General features: G+C 60.1%; 19 protein-coding genes and 1 other RNA gene. 17 read left to right on the top strand and 3 right to left on the bottom strand.

Annotation, left to right across the window (positions count from 1 at the left end; all coding sequences use genetic code 11):
* Positions 1-43 precede the first annotated feature (43 nt).
* Positions 44-1,642: a peptide chain release factor 3 gene (locus HUS57_RS14845; RefSeq protein ID WP_173934669.1), complete on the top strand. Its 1,599-nt coding sequence runs from the start codon at positions 44-46 to the stop codon at positions 1,640-1,642.
* 27 nt (positions 1,643-1,669) lie between these two features.
* On the opposite strand, the gene HUS57_RS14840 is transcribed toward HUS57_RS14845, so the two are convergent.
* A complete protein-coding gene (locus tag HUS57_RS14840; protein WP_173934668.1) occupies positions 1,670-2,089 on the bottom strand; it encodes an HIT family protein in 420 nt (139 codons plus the stop codon).
* Positions 2,090-2,199: 110 nt separating this feature from the next.
* On the opposite strand from HUS57_RS14840, the gene ffs reads away from it, so the two are divergent.
* The 6 genes from ffs to HUS57_RS14810 all read left to right on the top strand — a co-directional run bounded on the left by ffs (position 2,200) and on the right by HUS57_RS14810 (position 7,304).
* Positions 2,200-2,297, top strand: an RNA gene (gene ffs / locus HUS57_RS14835) — signal recognition particle sRNA small type.
* 99 nt (positions 2,298-2,396) lie between these two features.
* Positions 2,397-4,232, top strand: a complete 1,836-nt coding sequence (locus HUS57_RS14830; RefSeq protein WP_173934667.1) for a DNA polymerase III subunit gamma/tau — start codon at positions 2,397-2,399, stop codon at positions 4,230-4,232.
* 104 nt (positions 4,233-4,336) lie between these two features.
* Complete coding sequence (locus HUS57_RS14825) at positions 4,337-4,660, top strand: YbaB/EbfC family nucleoid-associated protein (RefSeq protein WP_173934666.1); 324 nt, start codon at positions 4,337-4,339, stop codon at positions 4,658-4,660.
* Positions 4,661-4,767: 107 nt separating this feature from the next.
* On the top strand, positions 4,768-5,373 hold the full coding sequence (gene recR, locus HUS57_RS14820; protein WP_173934665.1) for a recombination mediator RecR: 606 nt from the start codon (positions 4,768-4,770) through the stop codon (positions 5,371-5,373).
* A gap of 121 nt (positions 5,374-5,494) precedes the next feature.
* Positions 5,495-6,661: a lytic murein transglycosylase gene (locus tag HUS57_RS14815; RefSeq protein WP_173935215.1), complete on the top strand. Its 1,167-nt coding sequence runs from the start codon at positions 5,495-5,497 to the stop codon at positions 6,659-6,661.
* Positions 6,662-6,743: 82 nt separating this feature from the next.
* On the top strand, positions 6,744-7,304 hold the full coding sequence (locus HUS57_RS14810; RefSeq protein ID WP_173934664.1) for a Kazal-type serine protease inhibitor domain-containing protein: 561 nt from the start codon (positions 6,744-6,746) through the stop codon (positions 7,302-7,304).
* A gap of 60 nt (positions 7,305-7,364) precedes the next feature.
* On the opposite strand, the gene HUS57_RS14805 is transcribed toward HUS57_RS14810, so the two are convergent.
* Together HUS57_RS14805 and HUS57_RS14800 are read right to left on the bottom strand one after the other, a co-directional pair.
* Entirely contained in the window at positions 7,365-7,886 is a 522-nt protein-coding gene (locus HUS57_RS14805; RefSeq protein ID WP_173934663.1) for a prepilin peptidase, read from the bottom strand.
* A 238-nt stretch (positions 7,887-8,124) separates the two neighbouring features.
* The gene (locus tag HUS57_RS14800) at positions 8,125-8,307 is read right to left on the bottom strand and encodes a Flp family type IVb pilin (RefSeq protein ID WP_173934662.1); all 183 of its coding nucleotides are present in this window, start codon (positions 8,305-8,307) and stop codon (positions 8,125-8,127) included.
* Positions 8,308-8,563: 256 nt separating this feature from the next.
* Here HUS57_RS14800 and HUS57_RS14795 point away from each other — a divergent pair, with 256 nt between their 5' ends.
* The 10 genes from HUS57_RS14795 to recF all read left to right on the top strand — a co-directional run bounded on the left by HUS57_RS14795 (position 8,564) and on the right by recF (position 18,682).
* A complete protein-coding gene (locus tag HUS57_RS14795) occupies positions 8,564-8,992 on the top strand; it encodes a pilus assembly protein N-terminal domain-containing protein (protein ID WP_173934661.1) in 429 nt (142 codons plus the stop codon).
* A gap of 221 nt (positions 8,993-9,213) precedes the next feature.
* Entirely contained in the window at positions 9,214-9,774 is a 561-nt protein-coding gene (locus HUS57_RS14790) for a TadE/TadG family type IV pilus assembly protein (RefSeq protein WP_173934660.1), read from the top strand.
* 12 nt (positions 9,775-9,786) lie between these two features.
* Positions 9,787-10,410, top strand: a complete 624-nt coding sequence (locus HUS57_RS14785; RefSeq protein WP_173934659.1) for a TadE/TadG family type IV pilus assembly protein — start codon at positions 9,787-9,789, stop codon at positions 10,408-10,410.
* 64 nt (positions 10,411-10,474) lie between these two features.
* Positions 10,475-11,704 carry a phosphopentomutase gene (locus HUS57_RS14780; RefSeq protein ID WP_173934658.1) on the top strand — a complete coding sequence of 410 codons (1,230 nt, stop codon included), beginning with the start codon at positions 10,475-10,477 and terminating at the stop codon, positions 11,702-11,704.
* Complete coding sequence (gene mutM, locus HUS57_RS14775; protein WP_173934657.1) at positions 11,697-12,590, top strand: bifunctional DNA-formamidopyrimidine glycosylase/DNA-(apurinic or apyrimidinic site) lyase; 894 nt, start codon at positions 11,697-11,699, stop codon at positions 12,588-12,590. The genes HUS57_RS14780 and mutM overlap by 8 nt, the downstream gene beginning before the upstream one ends.
* A 129-nt stretch (positions 12,591-12,719) precedes the next feature.
* A complete protein-coding gene (locus HUS57_RS14770; RefSeq protein WP_173934656.1) occupies positions 12,720-13,493 on the top strand; it encodes an enoyl-CoA hydratase in 774 nt (257 codons plus the stop codon).
* A 127-nt stretch (positions 13,494-13,620) separates the two neighbouring features.
* Positions 13,621-13,887: a 30S ribosomal protein S20 gene (gene rpsT / locus HUS57_RS14765; protein ID WP_173934655.1), complete on the top strand. Its 267-nt coding sequence runs from the start codon at positions 13,621-13,623 to the stop codon at positions 13,885-13,887.
* Between the two features lie 860 nt (positions 13,888-14,747).
* Entirely contained in the window at positions 14,748-16,184 is a 1,437-nt protein-coding gene (dnaA, locus tag HUS57_RS14760) for a chromosomal replication initiator protein DnaA (protein ID WP_246727885.1), read from the top strand.
* A gap of 204 nt (positions 16,185-16,388) precedes the next feature.
* Positions 16,389-17,507 (top strand): DNA polymerase III subunit beta, encoded by a 1,119-nt coding sequence (gene dnaN / locus HUS57_RS14755; protein WP_173934653.1) that lies wholly within the window; start codon positions 16,389-16,391, stop codon positions 17,505-17,507.
* Complete coding sequence (gene recF, locus HUS57_RS14750; protein ID WP_173934652.1) at positions 17,504-18,682, top strand: DNA replication/repair protein RecF; 1,179 nt, start codon at positions 17,504-17,506, stop codon at positions 18,680-18,682. Before dnaN ends, recF begins: the two co-directional genes overlap by 4 nt.
* The last annotated feature ends 76 nt before the right edge of the window (positions 18,683-18,758 follow it).

Raw genomic sequence — 18,758 nt, 5'->3', positions numbered from 1 at the left:
GCTCTGGTTGCTAAGAGCCCGCCTTCAAAAGGGATTCTAGGAAGTGGCCGAGAAAATTGCCGATGCGGTGGCGCGCCGCCGCACCTTCGCGATCATTGCGCATCCGGACGCGGGCAAGACGACGCTGACGGAAAAGCTTCTTCTGTTCGGTGGCGCAATCCAGCTTGCTGGCGAAGTAAAAGCGAAGAAGAGCCGGGCCCAGACGCGTTCCGACTGGATGGCCATTGAGCGTGAGCGCGGCATCTCGGTGGTCACCTCGGTGATGACCTTCGAATATGGCGATCACGTCTTCAACCTTCTGGACACGCCGGGCCACGAGGATTTCGCCGACGACACCTACCGCACGCTGACAGCGGTCGACGCAGCGGTAATGGTCATCGACGCCGCCAGAGGCATCGAGCCGCGGACCCTCAAGCTCTTCGAGGTGTGCCGGCTGCGCGACATCCCCATCATCACCTTCGTCAACAAGCTGGACCGGGAAAGCCGCGATCCCTTCGAAATCCTGGACGAGATCGAGGAGAAGCTGGCGCTGGACACCGCGCCGGTCACATGGCCGATCGGCCGGGGCAAGAACTTTGCCGGAACCTATCACCTCGCGGACAATACGATGCGACGCTCCGACGATGACGTGGCGCCGCTTGACGTCGGCGGGCCGAATGCGGAAGCGGTGTCAAGGCTGCTGCCAGAGCACGAGCGGGAGACGCTTATCGAGGAAATGCTGCTTGCCAAGGAGGCTTGCCGGCCCTTTGACCTTCCCTCTTTCAGGGAGGGGCATCTTACGCCCGTTTATTTCGGATCCGCCCTTCGCAATTATGGTGTGCGGGACCTGATCGAGGCATTGGGTGACTTCGGCCCGGCCCCCCGCGCGCAGGAAGCAGATACGCGCAAGGTCGAAGCGACGGAGGAGAAGATGACGTCCTTCGTCTTCAAGATCCAGGCCAATATGGATCCCAATCACCGCGACCGCATCGCCTTCGTGCGCATCTGCTCCGGAAAGATGGAGCGCGGCATGAAGGTGAAGCTGGTGCGGACGGGTAAGCCGATCAGCCTCTCCGCGCCCCAATTCTTCTTTGCCAAGAACCGTATTACCGCCGATGAGGCATATGCCGGCGATGTGGTGGGCATTCCCAATCACGGCACCTTGCGCATTGGCGATACCTTGACCGAAGGCGAAGATATCATCTTTCGGGGGGTTCCGAACTTCGCGCCGGAAATCCTCCGCCGCGTACGCTTGGGCGATGCGATGAAGGCCAAAAAGCTGCGTGAAGCGCTCCATCAGATGGCCGAGGAAGGTGTCGTGCAGCTTTTCCTGCCGGAAGATGGCTCACCGGCGATTGTCGGCGTGGTTGGCGCGCTTCAGCTCGACGTCCTTCGCGAACGGTTGAAGAACGAATATGCCCTGCCGGTTGAATTCGAGACGGCGCGTTTTTCCATCTGCCGCTGGATTCAATCGGACGACCGCACGGAACTGGAGCGGTTCATCAACGCCCACCGCGGCGACATTGCGCGCGACCTGGACGAGGATCCAGTCTTTCTGGCTCCGCATGAATTTGGCCTCAACTACGAGGCCGAACGCTGGCCAACGATCATCTTCACCGCTGTGAAGGATTATCAGGTGAGGGGCAAGGCAAAGGCAGCCTAGGCTCGCTCTCCTTCTCTCGCCACTCGTCTATAGCCTGCAGCGCAATTTCTCGGCAAAGTCATGCAAGGTTTCGCGCTTATAGGGCTCCCGCGCGCCGTAGCCCCATACTGCTCCTGGCCAGCCGGAATCGCCCTCGTTGCGGGCAATGATATGCAGGTGGAGCTGGCGCACAATATTGCCAAGTGCACCGCAGTTGATCTTGGTGCAGCCGGTCATCTCCTTCAGCGCCTTCGAAACCATATTGGTCTCGAAAGAGAGCATGGCCTGATCGAGAGGCGTTAGATCATGCACTTCCTCCACCCCCGGTCTTTGAGGAATGAGCAGGAGCCACGGCCAGCGCTTCTCGTCGCGGATGCGCAATTCGCACAGACCGAGCCAGGCAACCGGAAAGCTTTCTCCTTCCAGACGCGGGTCGAGCACGAATCCTTTCTTGCGATCCGGCAGCATCGCCTTTCCTCATTCAGCCTTGAGGAAGCTAGGATGGCACCCTTGCGGCTGCAAGCCTTTCCTTTTCATTGCCCTTGCATTTCCGGCTTGGATTGACGATATGGGTCGCGGGAGGTTGGTGGTGGACGCGCCACTCGCCAACCGGGTCAGGTCCGGAAGGAAGCAGCCCTAACGAGCTCCGGCACGGGTCACCGTGCCAGCCTCCCACCTCCCCGCCGTCACTGACGCGGCCGGGCCTCGCAAAGAATAGTCGGCCTTTGCCAAGAATGCCTTTTGCGGACAAGCGATCACGGAGCGCGATCACTTCATGAACGGAGCGGGGCAGACGGGACAGGACAGGGCCGGTGCCTATCGCGTTCTTGCCCGCAAATACCGCCCGCGCGATTTCTCCGGGCTTGTTGGCCAGGAGCCGATGGTGCGGACTCTCACCAATGCCTTTTCGACAGGCCGCATCGCCCAGGCCTGGATGCTGACTGGCGTAAGAGGTGTTGGCAAGACAACAACCGCACGCATTCTTGCCCGTGCCCTCAACTACAAGACAGACGCGATTGACCGCCCCTCTATCGACCTTTCGGTGCCCGGCGAGCACTGCGAGGCAATTCTTGAGGGACGCCATGTCGACGTGATGGAGATGGACGCGGCCTCCCACACGGGCATCGACGACATACGCGAGATCATCGAGCAGGTGCGCTACGCGCCGGTGTCCGCGCGCTACAAGGTCTATATCATAGACGAGGTGCATATGCTCTCCACCCAGGCCTTCAACGGCCTGTTGAAGACGCTGGAAGAGCCCCCGCCGCATGTAAAGTTCATCTTCGCGACGACGGAAATCCGTAAGGTGCCCATCACCATCCTGTCGCGCTGTCAACGGTTTGATCTCAGACGAATCGACGCCGGGCTAATCAAGGCACATCTGGCCCATATCGCCCGTCTTGAAGATGTACAGGCCGATGACGAGGCCTTGGCCATGATCGCCCGCGCGGCGGAAGGCTCCATGCGCGACGCGCAGTCCATATTCGATCAGGCGATTGCCCATTCGGCCAGCCATGTCACGGCGGAGGCCGTGCGCGACATGCTCGGCCTTGCCGACCGCACGCGCGTGATCGACCTTTTCGAGCATTTGATGAAGGGCGATGTGGCAGCAGCGCTCGATGAGTATCGCGCCCAGTACGATGCGGGCGCCGATCCTGGAGCTGTTCTTGCCGATCTGGCGGAATTCAACCACCTGGTCACTCGCCTGCGTTTCGTCCCGGAAGCGGCTGGCGAAGCTTCACTTTCGGAAGAGGAGCGTCGGCGCGGCCTGGAATTTTCCAAGATGCTGTCGGTACGCGTTCTCTCGCGGACCTGGCAGATGCTGCTCAAAGGCATTCAGGAGGTGCAGAGTTCCGCCCGGCCGGTGGCGGCGGGCGAGATGGTGCTAATCCGTATTGCACACGCCGCCGACCTGCCCACGCTCGATGAAGCGCTGAAGGTTCTGGAGGATGTGCGGCGAGGCGATTTGGCAGGCAACAGCGCACCTTCCGCTCCTTCCGGCGGGCCGCATGGTGTGGCAGCCCCTTCCCAGGCGATGCACGCTCACGGTGTTCAGGCTTTTGAACCCCAAAGGCTTTCGCTTGGCGGAGCGGCGCAGACTATGCGCCTGGTAGAGTCCCGGGCAGAAATGTCGGCTGCTACCGAAAGGCTGCCATCGGCTCCGGCCAAACCGGAGAGCGATGCCGTGGCAGTCGGCTCGCTCGCAGACATAGCGGCGCTCGCCGAGGCCAATCGCGATCTGGCGTTCAAGGTTCAGTTCAAGCGCTCGGTGCGACTGGTCTCAATCGAGCCAGGTCGTCTTTCCGTCAACCTGACGGAGGATGCGCCGAAAACATTGCTTGGCGACTTGACCAGCCGGCTCCAGCAGTGGACAGGGCGGCGCTGGATAGTCTCGCTCTCGAACGAGCCCGGCAGCAAGACGCTTGCAGAGGAAGAAAGCGGCCGGCGTGAAGTGGCTCTGGCGGATGCAAGGGCGGACCCGACGGTTGCTGCGATCCTTGCAAGTTTCCCCGGCGCGCGAATTCTGGATGTCCGCATACCCGACGCGATAGCGGAGGAAGCCTTTGCGCGCCCTGCGGAAGAACCGGATGAGGATGACGACGATTTTTAGTTTCGGGCACGCCTTGCGGCCCCACCTTCCGCTATTTTTGAATGCAGGATAACGGCAAGCAGGTAGCTTGCCAGACCAAGCTCAAAGCGCGATTGGAGAAAAGAATGCGCGATCTGATGAACCTTATGGGCAAAGCCAAGGAGATGCAGGCCAAGTTCCAGGCTCTGCAGGAAGAAATCGCCCAGATGGAGACTGAAGGCCAATCGGGCGGCGGGGCTGTGAAGGTGACGATGACAGGCAAGTTCGAGATGACCAGGCTCAAGATCGATCCCTCGCTCTTCAAGGAAGACGATGTGGAGATTCTTGAAGACCTGATCCTGGCCGCTCACAACGATGCCCGGACGAAGGCCGAGCAGGCGACGCAGAAGAAAACGCAGGAGATGACAGCGGGCCTGCCCCTGCCCCCAGGCATGAAGCTGCCTTTCTGATCGTGACCTTGGGTGCCGCCCGTCGAGGGCGGTGTTTCGCACGGGTTGCCTTGCAGCCGGAACGGGAGGCGCTACCAAAAGCCCTTATTCCCGGTTAGACCGAGATCATGTCTAAGCGAATCGCAGGCCCCGAAATTGAACGCCTGATCCAGCTCCTCGCCAAGTTGCCGGGGCTGGGCCCACGTTCCGCGCGCCGCGCCGCGCTCCATCTCATCAAGAAGAAGGAGCAGGTTCTTGCGCCGCTTTCAACCGCCATGGCCGAGGCGCTGGAGAAGGTTCGCGTATGCTCGACCTGCGGCAATGTGGATACCTCCGACCCGTGCACCATCTGCACCGATCCACGACGCGAACCTGCCACCCTCATCGTGGTCGAGGATGTCTCCGATCTTTGGGCGCTGGAGCGCGCCGGGGCCATGAATGTGCGCTACCATGTACTTGGAGGGACACTTTCGCCGCTCGACGGCGTGGGGCCTGACGATCTCAATATCAAGGGCCTGACAAGCCGTCTTGCCGAAGGCGGCATTTCGGAAGTCATCCTCGCCGTCAATGCGACAATGGAGGGGCAGGCAACCGCCCACTACATCACCGATCAACTCGGTGGGATGGACGTGAAAATCACACGGCTTGCCCATGGCGTTCCCGTGGGCGGCGAACTCGACTATCTGGATGAAGGCACGCTCGCAGCGGCGCTGAAGTCGCGCACGATATTTTGAGGGGAGGACGGAGCGGGTGAGACGGTACAAGGACTCGTCCCGCCGGGCAAAGAGCACGAGCGCTTTTATTTCCGGGGTATTGCTGGTTGCCCTGTCGCTCTTTTTCACCTCCGCTCCCGCCATGCCACAAAGCATTTCCGTTCAATTCACCCAATGGCTTCAAACCGACCTGTGGCGGGAGGCGCGGGCACGCGGTATTTCACCGGCCACCTTCAACGCGGCCCTTGCCGGCATAGAGCCCAATCTGAAGCTGCCCGATCTCGTTCTGCCAGGCGAAAGTGCACCCCGCCAGGCAGAACAGCACCAGGCGGAGTTCCGCTCTCCGGAGGCTTATTTCCGGCACATTGGCGGCGTTGTTTCCGGCGGGCGGGCGCGGGCACGCACACATGCGGCGACGCTCGCGGCGATCGAGGAGCGCTATGGCGTGCCGCGCGGTATCATCCTTGCCATATGGGGGCGCGAATCCGGCTTTGGCGGCGCTAAGATCCCACACAACGCGTTCGAGGTTCTGGCCACGAAGGCATTTCTTGCCACGCGCAAGCAGATGTTCCGCGAAGAGGTGCTTGCGGCGCTGGAGATGGTCGAGAAGCGGGGCATAGAACCGCAGATGATGCGCTCCTCCTGGGCGGGAGCCCTCGGCCAGCCGCAGTTCCTACCCACCTCCTACATGAAATATGCCGTGGATTTCGACGGCGATGGGAAGGCGGACATATGGAATTCCGTGCCGGACACCCTCGCCTCCATCGCCAATTACCTTGCGGCTCATGGCTGGGCACAGGGCCGGGACTGGGGCTTCGAGGTGGTGCTGCCCGAGAAGCTTTCCTGCGCGCTGGAAGGGCCGGATCAGGGCCGTCTCATCACCGAGTGGGCTGCCATGGGCGTTTCCCGCGTGGGGGGCAAGGCTTTCCCGCCGCATGAACTGAATGGCGACGGCTATCTGATGCTGCCGGCTAGCCGCTACGGCCCCGCCTTCCTCGTCACGCCGAATTTCTACCGGCTTAAAGACTACAATGAGAGCGATCTTTATGCGCTTTTCGTCGGCCATGCGGGTGATCGAATCATGTATGGAGACATTACCTTCTCCGCCCGCTGGCAGCGGGTATCGGGCCTGCGACGTTCTGATGTCGCTGCCATGCAGCGAGTGCTTGAGCGTCAGGGCTACGATGTTGGCGGCGTCGACGGGCTTGCCGGGTTCAAGACGCGGCGCTCAATAGGCATGTGGCAGGAAAAGGCTGGCAGGAAACCCACCTGTTTTCCCAGTAAAGAAATTCTGGGGATACTGAGATGATCGCCCTTTGGGCGCTACGTTTTCAGGCTTGATCAGCTTTTGTGTGGATCAGCGTTTTGTTTAATTTAATTGGGAGTTCAGCATGAGCCTTATAGCGTTTTCCAGGATTTGCGTTCTGGCTTTCGCTGCGCTGCTTCTGGGTAGTTGCGCAGTGGTGGTCGATGAAGAGCCGAGCCGACCCTTCCCACCGCTGCACAGGCCGGGCCCGCAACTTTGCACACAGCAATATGATCCTGTTTGCGCAGCCCGAGGTGACCGTCGCCGCACCTTCTCCAACGCCTGTATGGCGGAGGCAGAAGGCTTCCGCCCCGTTCATCGTGGTGAATGCCGCAGGACCAGCCGCCCTCACCCCGGTGCGCCTCAAGCTTGCACCCGGGAATATGCGCCAGTCTGTGCCACTCGCGGGCGGGACCGCCGCACCTTCTCGAACGCCTGCATGGCAAGGGTGGAAGGCTATAGCGTTGCGCATCAGGGCGAATGCCAATCCCGGCGCGGCCGCTCTCCCGCTGATGAAAGGCAGCAGGCCTGCACAATGGAATACCGCCCCGTATGTGCCGCACGGGGAAGTGACAGGCGCACTTTCGGCAATGCCTGCCAGGCAAACGCGCAGGGCTACCACATCATTCGTCAGGGCCAGTGCTGAGCAGCGGATCGTCTAAAAGGAGGAAGCGGCAGGAGCAGTCCCGCCGCTTCTAGATTAGGATTAATGTGCGGCCAGTCTTGCCAGCACAAACTGCATCGGCGGACTCTCTTCAAAGGCAAAGAGGCCGCCGATTCCAAGCGCGATACCATAAGGAACGCCTGCCTCCTCATCCGACACGTGGCGCAGAAGTACGTTGTTGGACGTGTAAACCGCGAGCCCTGACCTGCGGAACAGCATGAGCGCCAGTGCCAGCGCGCCGCCAGCAAGCGCGGTGAAGAGCAGATAGTGCACAAGTCCCATGCTGAAACCGAACCAAAGGGTCGTCCCGGCAATGAGCTTTGCATCCCCTCCGCCCATTCCGCCCAGAGCGAAAATGCAGAACGTGATGGCAAGTACGGCAAAGCCGGCTGCAAAATGCATTCCGATCACCGGCCACGTCATTCCCGCAAGCGGAGCGATAGCGGCAAAGGATAGGGCGAGAAGTAGTGGCACCCGATTGGCAATGGTCATCGAAATCATGTCGGACATTGCCGCATAGACCATGCAGAAGGGGAAAATGACCAAGATTGCAGCCTCAAGCATAAGCGCCCCCAGAGCGTTCGAGTGCAACAAGACTAGGAATTTCAAAAAGAGTGGTTTCCGTCCGGACTCCGAAAAATAAGAATTGGCGGTATTTCAGCTTTCATGAAATGCTGGAATGATCTAGCGGCTTGCCTTCATGCCCTTGGCGGTTGTCGAAGTAGATTGTTCCTGCGGCACGTGCGAAAGGCCGCCCGCCCCGGCAAGCGGCCTGTCGTATGTCGATCGGTACAGGCGGTTATTAGTCGCCGCCGCCACCCTGTACGAGCTTACCAGCGACTTCATTGAAGGTCGCATCGATATTCTGGCCCAGAAGTGTGGCCCCGCCGATGATGACCACGGCGACCAGAGCAGCGATCAGGCCGTATTCGATGGCCGTAGCGCCCGACTCGTCCTTTGCGAAACATGCAAAAAGCTTGGACATAATGAGGACTCCTCGTTCCCGTTCAGCACAACCGTCGGCTTTTGCCGCCGATCAGCAGCCGGAGATTAGGAGCGCCTCATTGCAACGACCTTAAGAAACAACATTACCAAAGTCTTGCGTCACATCTTCTGACGCCAAAGTTAATGCCCCCATAATTCTTGCGGTAAAACTTGTATCATTGGCAATGCCCCTTGTTAACGGTCGCTTCACCATTCCTGTTCATTCTCACACAAATAATCCGGGCATTGGGTGCAGCATGGGCCGCAGAACATTTTTCAGCCTGGTCGCCGCTGTTTTCGCGACTCTTTCAGGAGGACCGGTTGTTTCCTCCGCCGCGGCCGAGAGCGGGATCAACGTGGTCATGAATCAGGCCAGGATCATGAAGCTCTCCCGGCCCGCCGATACGGTGGTGATCGGCAACCCGGAGATCGCCGACGCAGCCGTGCAGGATTCCACGACCATTGTCCTCACCGGAAAAGGCTTTGGCGTGACCAATATCGTGGTGCTTGATGTAAATGGCGCGCCGATCATCGATGAGCAGGTCATCGTGTCGCGACAGGGTGCCAACTCCGTGCGGGTCTACCGGCGCTCGGACGTCCAGACCCTATCCTGCACGCCCTTTTGCGAAAGCTCCTACAAGACCGAGGCAGAGCGCCTTTCGGAAGCGGAAATGAGCCGGTACTAAAGTAACCTCGCGAAGCGCGGCCACCGGTTTTCCGTCCAAAATTACAAAACCAGAACCTAGGCATTCCGCGTTTCTATGGGATGTTGAAATGATCTAGCTTGGCAGGGTCATGCTTTACCGTCTGTTGACATCAGAAGGCGAATTTTAACAGCGCGGAAAACGGGAATGCAACCGCCGGTCGATATGCTCCCGACCAGCTTGCAAGGCTTGGGGGCGGTTGCATGGTTCATCCTGAGATCACAGTAGGGGGCTCAGCGCGGGTGACGCCGCGCAGGCTCTTGCGCCGGTTCATTTCCGAAAGGCGTGGGGCGGTGGCGCTGGAGTTTGTAGCGCTGGCGGTGCCCTTTTTCCTGCTTCTCTTCGCCATCGTGGAATGCTGCATCGCCTTTGCCGCACAGGAACTCATGACAAATGCCACCGACGATATTGCGCGCCAGTTCCGCACCGGTCAGCTCAAGGCGAGCCAGATCGGGCGGGAAGAGTTGCGCAAGTTATTGTGCGAAAAGATGCGTCCGGTTTTTCCCGCCAACTGTATGCAGCTCGAAATCGACCTGCGCAGCTTCGGCTCCTTCGACGAGGCAGCTGAAATTTTCGCGACGGGGGTCGTTCCGGCGGAATACAGGTATGAGCCGGGCCCTGCGCTTTCCAAGAACGTGCTGCGCGTCTTCTATCCCTGGCCGGTCTTCACTGACATTCTGCGCCGGAGCATGTCCAATCTGCCCGGAGGGAAGACGCTGCTCTTCGCCACCACGGCCTGGCAGAACGAACCGTTCGACGAATGACGGGAACTGACGATGGATCAGCAAAGCAGAACGGGAAGCGCCGTCTGGAGGCTTATTTCAGCCGGGCGGCGGCTGCCGGAAGACCGCAAGGGCGTTGCCGCGCTCGAATTTGCCCTCATCGCGCCGCTGATGCTGATCATTTATTTTCTCGCGATGGAGTTCTCCCAGGCCATTGAGACGGACAAGAAGGTGAGCCGCATGGCGAGCCAAATCGGCGATCTCGTCACACAGCAGCCTTTCATGACACCCAACGAACTGAAGGGGATCATGAAGATCAGCGATTCCATCCTCCAGCCCTACGCCCGCAGCGAGCCGGAAATCACGGTGACCGCAATCCGCATCACCGAGAGCTTCAATCCAAGGGCCGAGGTGGTCTGGTCGCGTCGTTATGCCAACGGCCATTATTCGCGCGCCGAGCCGCCGGACTCAGTCACAACGGTGCCGCCAGCGCTGATGGCGCCAGGGGCATTTCTCATCCGCGCCGAGGTAAACCTCGACTACTGGCCCGTGCTCGTCCTTTCCGCAGAGGAAGCGGGACTGTTCGGCATAACGGGCAGGATGTTTCCAATCCGGATGGGCGGTCGGTATTATCTGCGCCCACGCATGACCCATACGATTTCCTGCGAAAACTGCTGATCGGCACCAAGCGTTGCCAATGGGTTCGGCTGCGCTTATCTCTGAAGGGCACCTGGAGTGATAAATGGCGCGCGCCTTCCTCTTTATTCTTGATTCCTTTGGCATCGGCCACGCTGCCGATGCGGCAGATTTCGGAGATGAAGGGGCGGACACCTTCGGTCATATCGCCACCCTGTGTGCGGCTGGCAAGGCGGACAGAAAGGGCGTGCGAAAGGGGCCGCTGAAAGTGCCAAACTTGCGGAAGCTTGGATTGGAGCGGGCAGCAGCAATTGCCGCAGGCCGGAATCCGGATAGGCTGGCAGGAGAGCACGGCTTTTTCGGCGCGGCTGAAGAGCTGTCCACGGGGAAGGACACGCCATCCGGCCATTGGGAGATCGCGGGCGTTCCGGTGCCTTTCGAATGGGGTTATTTCCCGAAGGCTGTGCCAGCCTTTCCTGGAGAACTGACCGAGCGGCTGATCGCGGAGGCTGGTCTGCCCGGCATACTGGGCAATTGCCACGCATCGGGAACGCAGATCATCGCCAGGCTGGGCGAGGAGCACATTCGTACCGGAAAGCCCATCATCTATACGTCAGCGGACTCCGTCTTCCAGATTGCAGCGCACGAAACCCATTTCGGGCTCGAACGCCTCTACCGCCTTTGCACGATAGCCCGGCGTCTCGTGGATGACTACAGGATAGGCCGTGTGATCGCCCGGCCCTTTACTGGCAGGAATGCGGGTACTTTCAAACGTACGGCGAACCGGCGCGACTATGCGGTTCCGCCTCCGGCGCCCACCCTGCTCGATCGGGTTGAAACCTCAGGCGCGCGAGTCATCGGCGTGGGCAAGATCGGCGACATCTTCGCTCATAAGGGCGTAACGGAGGTGCGCAAGGCAGCAGGCAATATGGCGTTGTTCGATGTTTCGCTGGAAGCGATACGGGACGCTCGAAACGGTGATCTGGTCTTTGCGAATTTTGTCGATTTCGACACGCTTTACGGCCACAGGCGCGACGTGCCTGGCTACGCGGCAGCGCTGGAAGCCTTCGATGCGCGGCTGCCTGAGGCGCTCGCACAATTGCGCGCCGGCGACCTGCTCATCCTGACGGCCGACCATGGTTGCGATCCCACATGGAGGGGCAGCGACCACACGCGCGAACGCGTGCCCATTCTCGGCTTTGGGTCCGGATTTGCAGCCGCAAGCGTCGGCCTCAGACGGACATTTGCCGATATCGGCGAGACCGTTGCCGATCATCTCGGGCTGCCACCAGGACCTCACGGCACATCCTTTCTGCCAATGGCCGCGCATGCCTGAGCTTCCCGAGGTTGAGACAGTACGGCGCGGGCTCGCGCCGGTGATGGAGGGTGCGCTGATCGAGAAGGTGGAACAGCGTCGTCCCGATTTGCGCTTTCCCTTTCCAGCGTCCTTTTCCGAGCGGCTGGCGGGACGGCGGCTCATCGGGCTCGCACGACGTGCCAAGTATCTTCTCATGCATTTGGATCGCGGTTTCGTCCTTATCTGCCATCTCGGCATGTCCGGCTCATTTCGCATCGAAAGGGATGGAGATCTGGAGCGCCCGGCAGAGCTTCATCACGCGCGCATGAAGGACGGCAGGCACGATCACGTGGTCTTTCATCTTCGCCGGGCGGAGGGCGCGTCCATACGGGTGATCTACAATGATCCGCGCCGCTTCGGCTTCATGCTGCTCGTCCAGGAGACCGACCTGAATGCCCATCCGCTGCTGGCCGGGTTGGGGGTCGAGCCGACGGACAATGAGCTGGATGGCATGCTGCTGTCGCGCTTGCTTTCGGGCAGGCGTTCACCTTTAAAGGCAGCGCTGATGGACCAGCGGGTGGTCGCCGGTCTTGGCAACATCTATGTATGTGAGGCGCTGTGGCGGGCCGGCCTTTCCCCGCGCAGGGTGGCAGCGACCCTGTCGCGCCGCGATGGCCGCCCGACAGAACGCAGCAACCGGCTCGCGCAGGCTATCCGCGAAGTCATCGCCGATGCGATAAGCGCAGGCGGCTCGTCGCTGCGCGATCATGTGCAGGCCGATGGCTCCCTCGGCTATTTCCAACACAGTTTCAGCGTCTATGACCGCGAAGGCGCTCCCTGCCGCAAGCCATCCTGTACCGGCACGGTGCGGCGTATCGTACAGGGCGGACGTTCCACCTTCTATTGCCCCGTCTGCCAACGATAGGTAGAGAGCATAATAATTCTGGACGGCTCATACCGCCTTTCGGAAATCGCATTCAAAAGACAGATGATCCCTGATGCTGTTCCTGGCAGAACCGGCGTCCTTGATCAAAATCGCTGAAGGAGAAGGTACATGGCGTACGAGACCATTGTGGTGGAAACACGGGGGCGCGTGGGTCTCATCACGCTTAACCGGCCCAAGGCGCTGAACGCGCTCAATACGCAGGTCCTTCAGGAACTGGCCGCTGCCGCGGAAGCCTTCGATAACGATGCCCAGATCGGTGCCATCGTCCTTACCGGGTCTGAAAAAGCTTTCGCCGCCGGGGCGGACATCAAGGAAATGCAGGCCAAGTCCTATGCCGATGCCTATATGGAAGATCTTTTCGGCGACGCCGAGCGCCTCGCCCGCTTGCGCAAGCCGCTGATTGCGGCGGTCGCAGGATATGCGCTGGGCGGTGGCTGCGAGCTTGCGATGATGTGCGACTTCATCCTGGCCGCCGAAAACGCCAAGTTCGGCCAGCCGGAGATAACGCTGGGCGTTGTGCCAGGCTTGGGCGGATCGCAGCGGCTCACACGCTTTGTCGGCAAGTCCAAAGCCATGGAGATGTGCCTTACAGGCCGCATGATGGATGCCGAGGAAGCCGAGAGATGCGGCCTGGTTTCACGCGTCGTTCCTACTGGAGAACTTATCGAGGAAGCGCTGAAGGTGGCGGGCAAGATCTGCGAGTTCTCCATGCCGGCCGTGATGATGAACAAGGAAGCGGTGAACCGCGCCTATGAAACCACGCTTACCGAAGGTCTTCGCTTCGAGCGACGCCTGTTCCACTCGATGTTCGCGCTGGACGACCAGAAGGAAGGAATGGCCGCCTTCATCGAGAAGCGCGCTCCGCAGTTCAGGAACCGTTGACGCACCCTGCATGCTGGATTATAAGCCGCCCGACCAAGGCAGCCGGCAAGCTGCCCTTTTATACTCTGCGCCGGGGCATTAGCGACAGGAAAGCAACTCGTCGGCGCCCACAAACGAGAGAGGTAACATGGCCAATACCACTTCGGCCAAGAAGGCGGTGCGTAAGATCGAGCGTTTAACGGCGATCAACAAAGCGCGCCGTTCGCGCATCCGCAGCTTCGTCCGCAAGGTCGAGGAGGCGATTGCCTCCGGCGACAAACAGGCGGCGGAGAATGCGCTCAGGGCAGCCCAGCCGGAATTGATGCGCGCTGCCTCCAAGGGCGTCGTCCATCGCAACATGGCCTCGCGCAAGGTGTCGCGACTTGCCCAACGCGTAAAAGCCCTTGGCGCCTGATCACGTCCGCTAGAGTGACAATCAACCCGGCGCCCTCGCCGGGTTTTTCTTTGCCAGCCATCCGCCTGCAAGGTCAAATTCGCGCGCACCACCGGCATTCTACCTGATTTGCCGGCTCATTCCGCGATTCCTTAGGAAAAGTGTCACATTGCACAGCGGAACGGGCAATCCGCCGCAGCGATTATCACAACCCAATCAATAAGTTATGGAACGTTATCCACAACAAACCACGACCTTTCGACAGGGTCAGACCACACCCGAATGTCAAGCCAAATTTTTGACTTTTTTTTTCGCTGGGGCCAGCGGAAAACCCTTTCTGAAAAGCCCTTTGAATCAAAGCAGCTTAACGGTCTTATCCTGACTTCAAGATGTGTTTCCAAAGCATCACAACCTTCCGGAAGAGCAAGAACGCGGCATTCCTGCACTTGCTCTGGCCGATGGATATTCGGTAATGTTTAGCCATCGCAAGGGCAGGCAGACAGCCCCAAAAAAACCAGTCAATCTTTGACGGCTTTCGCAGCGTGGATGATTCCCGCGCCGGGAAGTGCTGTGTCGTGATTTGTGTAGAGTATTCGGCGATCAGGCCTGAAATCTTGGGTCTGGTCTCGGTTGAGGTTGGTCCGCAATGTGAGCAGGACGAGCGAAAAGAAGGAGCACGAGAAGGGAGCAATCGCTCCAGGCACGATGCGGGTATGCGGAAGAAGACAACGTCAAGGTCTTACGGGCATGCCTGTTTGAAAAAGAAGCTTTTTAACAGGGACACGAGGATGCAAAGCGGCGTTGAGAGGGAAGCCGGGAGCGGATTCTCTTTTCAAAATCCGGTAGCTCGGGGGAACGAGACAGAAAACTCCGGCGAGGCCATGGCGGTTTTTGAACGCGTCAAGGCCCAGCTGAAGGCTCGTCTGGGCACGGAGGTCTATTCGAGCTGGTTCGGAAGAATCAAGCTCGCGGAAACCTCAAAAGGTGTGGTGCGCATTTCAGTGCCAACGGCATTTCTGCGCGCCTGGATCAGGAGTCACTATCTCGATCTTCTCACGGAAATCTGGAAGGCTGAGGATTCAGCCATACTCAAGGTCGATGTCATTGTACGAACGGCAACGCGCAGCCAGTCTGGCACTAGCACCACACAGCCGGTGTCAGCGCGCACTGCCACCCAGCAGCCTCAGTCTGCGCTCCCAGGCGTTGTGAACGGATTGCGGGCAGGCGCGCTCGCTACGCCCAGGGCGGAGCAGAGCGCCCGTCCGAACGCATTCGGCTCGCCTCTCGACAATCGCTACACATTCGATTCCTTCATCGAGGGCGCGTCTAACCGCGTGGCCTGCGCTGCCGCGCGTACGGTGGCCGAGTCCGCAGCAGGCGCCGTCCGTTTCAACCCACTGTTCATCCATGCTTCGGTAGGGCTTGGAAAGACACACCTTTTGCAGGCAATTGCGGCCGCCTCGCTGCAACAACGGCCGCAATCGCGGGTCGTCTACCTGACCGCGGAATATTTCATGTGGCGCTTCGCCACGGCTATCCGCGACAACAATGCTCTCACTCTCAAGGAGCAGCTTCGCGATATAGACCTGCTGATCATTGACGACATGCAGTTCCTTCAGGGCAAGTCTATCCAGAACGAGTTCTGCCATCTGCTCAACATGCTGCTCGACAGCGCCCGGCAGGTGGTTGTCGCCGCGGATCGGCCGGTCTCGGAGCTGGAATCGCTGGAATTGCGGGTGAAGTCGCGACTCAACGGTGGCGTTTCATTGGAGATTGCCGCGCCGGACTACGATTTGCGACTGGCGATGCTCCGGCAACGCCTGGCCGTTGCCAAAGCCGAGGATCCGTCGCTCAACATCCCCGATGAGGTGCTGGAGCATGTGGCGCGGGTCGTCACCGGCAGCGGACGCGAGCTGGAAGGAGCGTTCAACCAGCTTGTCTTCCGCCATTCCTTCGATCAGCAGATCACGATGGAGCGGATAGACGAGATCCTTGGGCCTGTCAGCCGCAGCGGCGAGCCGCGGCGCGTCCGCATCGAGGATATACAGCGCATCGTGGCGCGCCATTACAACGTGTCCCGAACCGAACTGCTGTCGAACCGACGCACGCGCTCGATTGTCAAGCCGCGCCAGGTTGCCATGTATCTTGCCAAGATGCTGACGCCGCGCTCCCTGCCGGAGATCGGGCGCCGCTTCGGCGGACGGGATCATACGACCGTCCTCCACGCCGTCCGGAAGATCGAGGGTCTGTCGGGCGACGACACGCAGCTTGCACAGGAAATCGAACTGTTGAAGCGGCTTATTAGCGAACAGGCATAGCGGCCAAACAGTTGCTGCGCAAAAAACGCCGCCGAGAGGCGTTATCCCCAAGAAGCCCGTGGAAAATGCATTACGCTTTTGCGCGGGCTTGCGTTTCCTCTGGATTTCCTGTCACTCTGCGGTGATTTTCACCTTGCAGACCAGCGTTGCAATCGTTGTTTGCGATGTTATGTCCTGCCTTCATCCATGCGAGATTCACGGATTATGCGCGTAGTTCTTGAACGCACCAATCTTCTGAAGTCCCTGGGGCATGTGCATCGTGTCGTGGAGCGGCGAAACACGATCCCGATCCTGTCCAACGTTCTGCTGTCCGCCGACGGCGCAAGCCTTGAAATGAAGGCGACGGACTTAGATCTGGAAGTGACGGAAGCGACTGCTGCCTCAGTCGAGCAGGCAGGCGCAACCACCGTGCCTGCACATCTGCTTTACGATATCGTGCGTAAGTTGCCGGACGGGGGGGAGGTGATGCTTCGCATGGAGGAAGGCGGCCAGTCGCTTTCCGTCATTTCCGGGCGTTCCAATTTCCGCTTGCAGTGCCTGCCTAGGGAGGATTTCCCCGCGCTGACCGCGGGCCAGTTCTCCCATGTTTTCCGGCTGGAGTCCTCTGCGCTGCGGGACCTGGTCGAGAAGACGCAATTCGCAATCTCGACGGAAGAGACGCGTTATTATCTCAACGGCATCTACTTCCACACACTGGAAGTAGGCAGCGCCTTGAAATTGCGCGCTGTCGCGACTGACGGCCATCGCCTGGCCCGGGCGGAAATCGAGGCGCCCGCGGGCTCGGAGGGCATGCCCGGCGTCATTATCCCACGTAAGACTGTCGGTGAGTTGCAGAAGCTCGTCGACGACCCGGACGTGGCGGTGACAGTTGAGCTTTCTGACACGAAGATCCGCTTCACCATCGGCAGCGTTGTGCTGACATCGAAACTCATCGATGGCACCTTTCCCGACTACCAGCGGGTCATTCCGACGAGCAACGATAAGGAACTTATCATCGACCGGCAGAGTTTTTCGGACGCGGTCGATCGTGTGTCCACTGTTTCATCGGAGCGCGGGCGGGCCGTCAAACTGTCCATTGCCAATGGGCAGGTAACGCTTACCGTCAACAATCCTGACTCCGGAAGCGCGACGGAGGAGCTTCCGGCTGGATATGATGCCGAGCCGATCGAGATCGGCTTTAATGCGCGCTATCTGCTGGATGTCGCAGCGCAGCTTTCCGGCGGTGAGGCTCGCTTCCTGCTTGCGGATGCCGGATCGCCAACGCTCGTTCAGGACACTTCCGACGAGCGAACGCTTTATGTCCTGATGCCGATGCGAGTGTGACAACGCCTTTAACGCACGAAGAAGATGGCAGCGGGCCCGCAGCGGTCCATCTCACAAGACTGGCTCTGACGGAGTTTCGCAATTACCAGGCGCTTGGGCTGGAGCTTGCGCCCGGGCTCGTCGTGCTTACGGGCGAGAACGGCGCCGGCAAGACAAATCTTCTTGAAGCCATCTCCTTCCTTTCTCCTGGCCGCGGCCTGCGCCGAGCCAGGCTGGACGAGATAAGGCGCATCGGCGCGCAGGATGGCTTTGCGATTCACGCTACAATTGAGGGGCCTCATGGCATGTGCCGCATCGGCACTGGCACCGCCGGGACTGCACCTGCGCAAGCGGAAACCTCGCGGCGGATTCGTATCAATGGCGAGCCGGCGCGCAGCGCCGAAGCCCTTCTGGAGTGGCTTCGCGTCATTTGGCTTACGCCGGCAATGGACGCACTTTTCACCGGACCTTCCGCCGACCGGCGGCGCTTCCTCGACCGTCTTGTTCTTGCAATCGACCCTGCTCATGGCCGCCGCGCGCTCGACTATGAGAGGGCGATGCGTTCGCGCAATAGGCTTTTTGCCGATAATGTGGACGATGATTCCTGGTTCTCCGCCATAGAGCGCGAGATGGCCGAAACCGGCGTTGCCATCGCGGCCGCTCGTTCGGAGATGCTGCGCCTGCTTTCCACGATAATCGAGCAACAGCCCGGGGAAGGTCCCTTCCCCAAAGCAGTACTAGCGCTGGACGGTATTCTGGAGACAGAGATTGCGCAGACGCGGCCCGCCGTGGACGTGGAGGAGGCATTTCGCGAAAAGTTGCGGGCGGGGCGGGCGCGTGACAGGGCGGCAGGTCGCACGCTGGACGGACCGCATCGCACCGATCTGCGGGTGCGCCACGAACCCAAGGATATGCCCGCTGAACGCTGTTCCACCGGCGAGCAGAAGGCGCTGCTCGTCGGCCTCGTGCTTGCGCACGCCCGGCTGACCGCGCGACTTTCCCGCATGGCGCCGGTGCTCTTGCTCGACGAAATTGCAGCGCATTTCGATGCTGACCGGCGCGCTGCCCTTTTCGAGATTCTCGAAGAGCTGAACAGCCAGGTCTTTATGACGGGGACGGAAGCCGGGCTCTTTCCTACCTTGCGGGGACGGGCACAGTTCTTCACCGTCTCATCGGGCGCGGTGCTGCCCGGTTGAGCAAGCAGGCTTGTCGTTCCCCATCAGCCGAGCCGTCCCCGTGACGGAAAGGATCGATAGCGGACAGGCTCATAAC

It is taken from the genome of Chelativorans sp. Marseille-P2723, assembly GCF_902809845.1.
Classification (GTDB): Bacteria; Pseudomonadota; Alphaproteobacteria; order Rhizobiales; family Rhizobiaceae; genus Chelativorans.
This window is presented reverse-complemented; position numbering and strand designations above follow the sequence as displayed.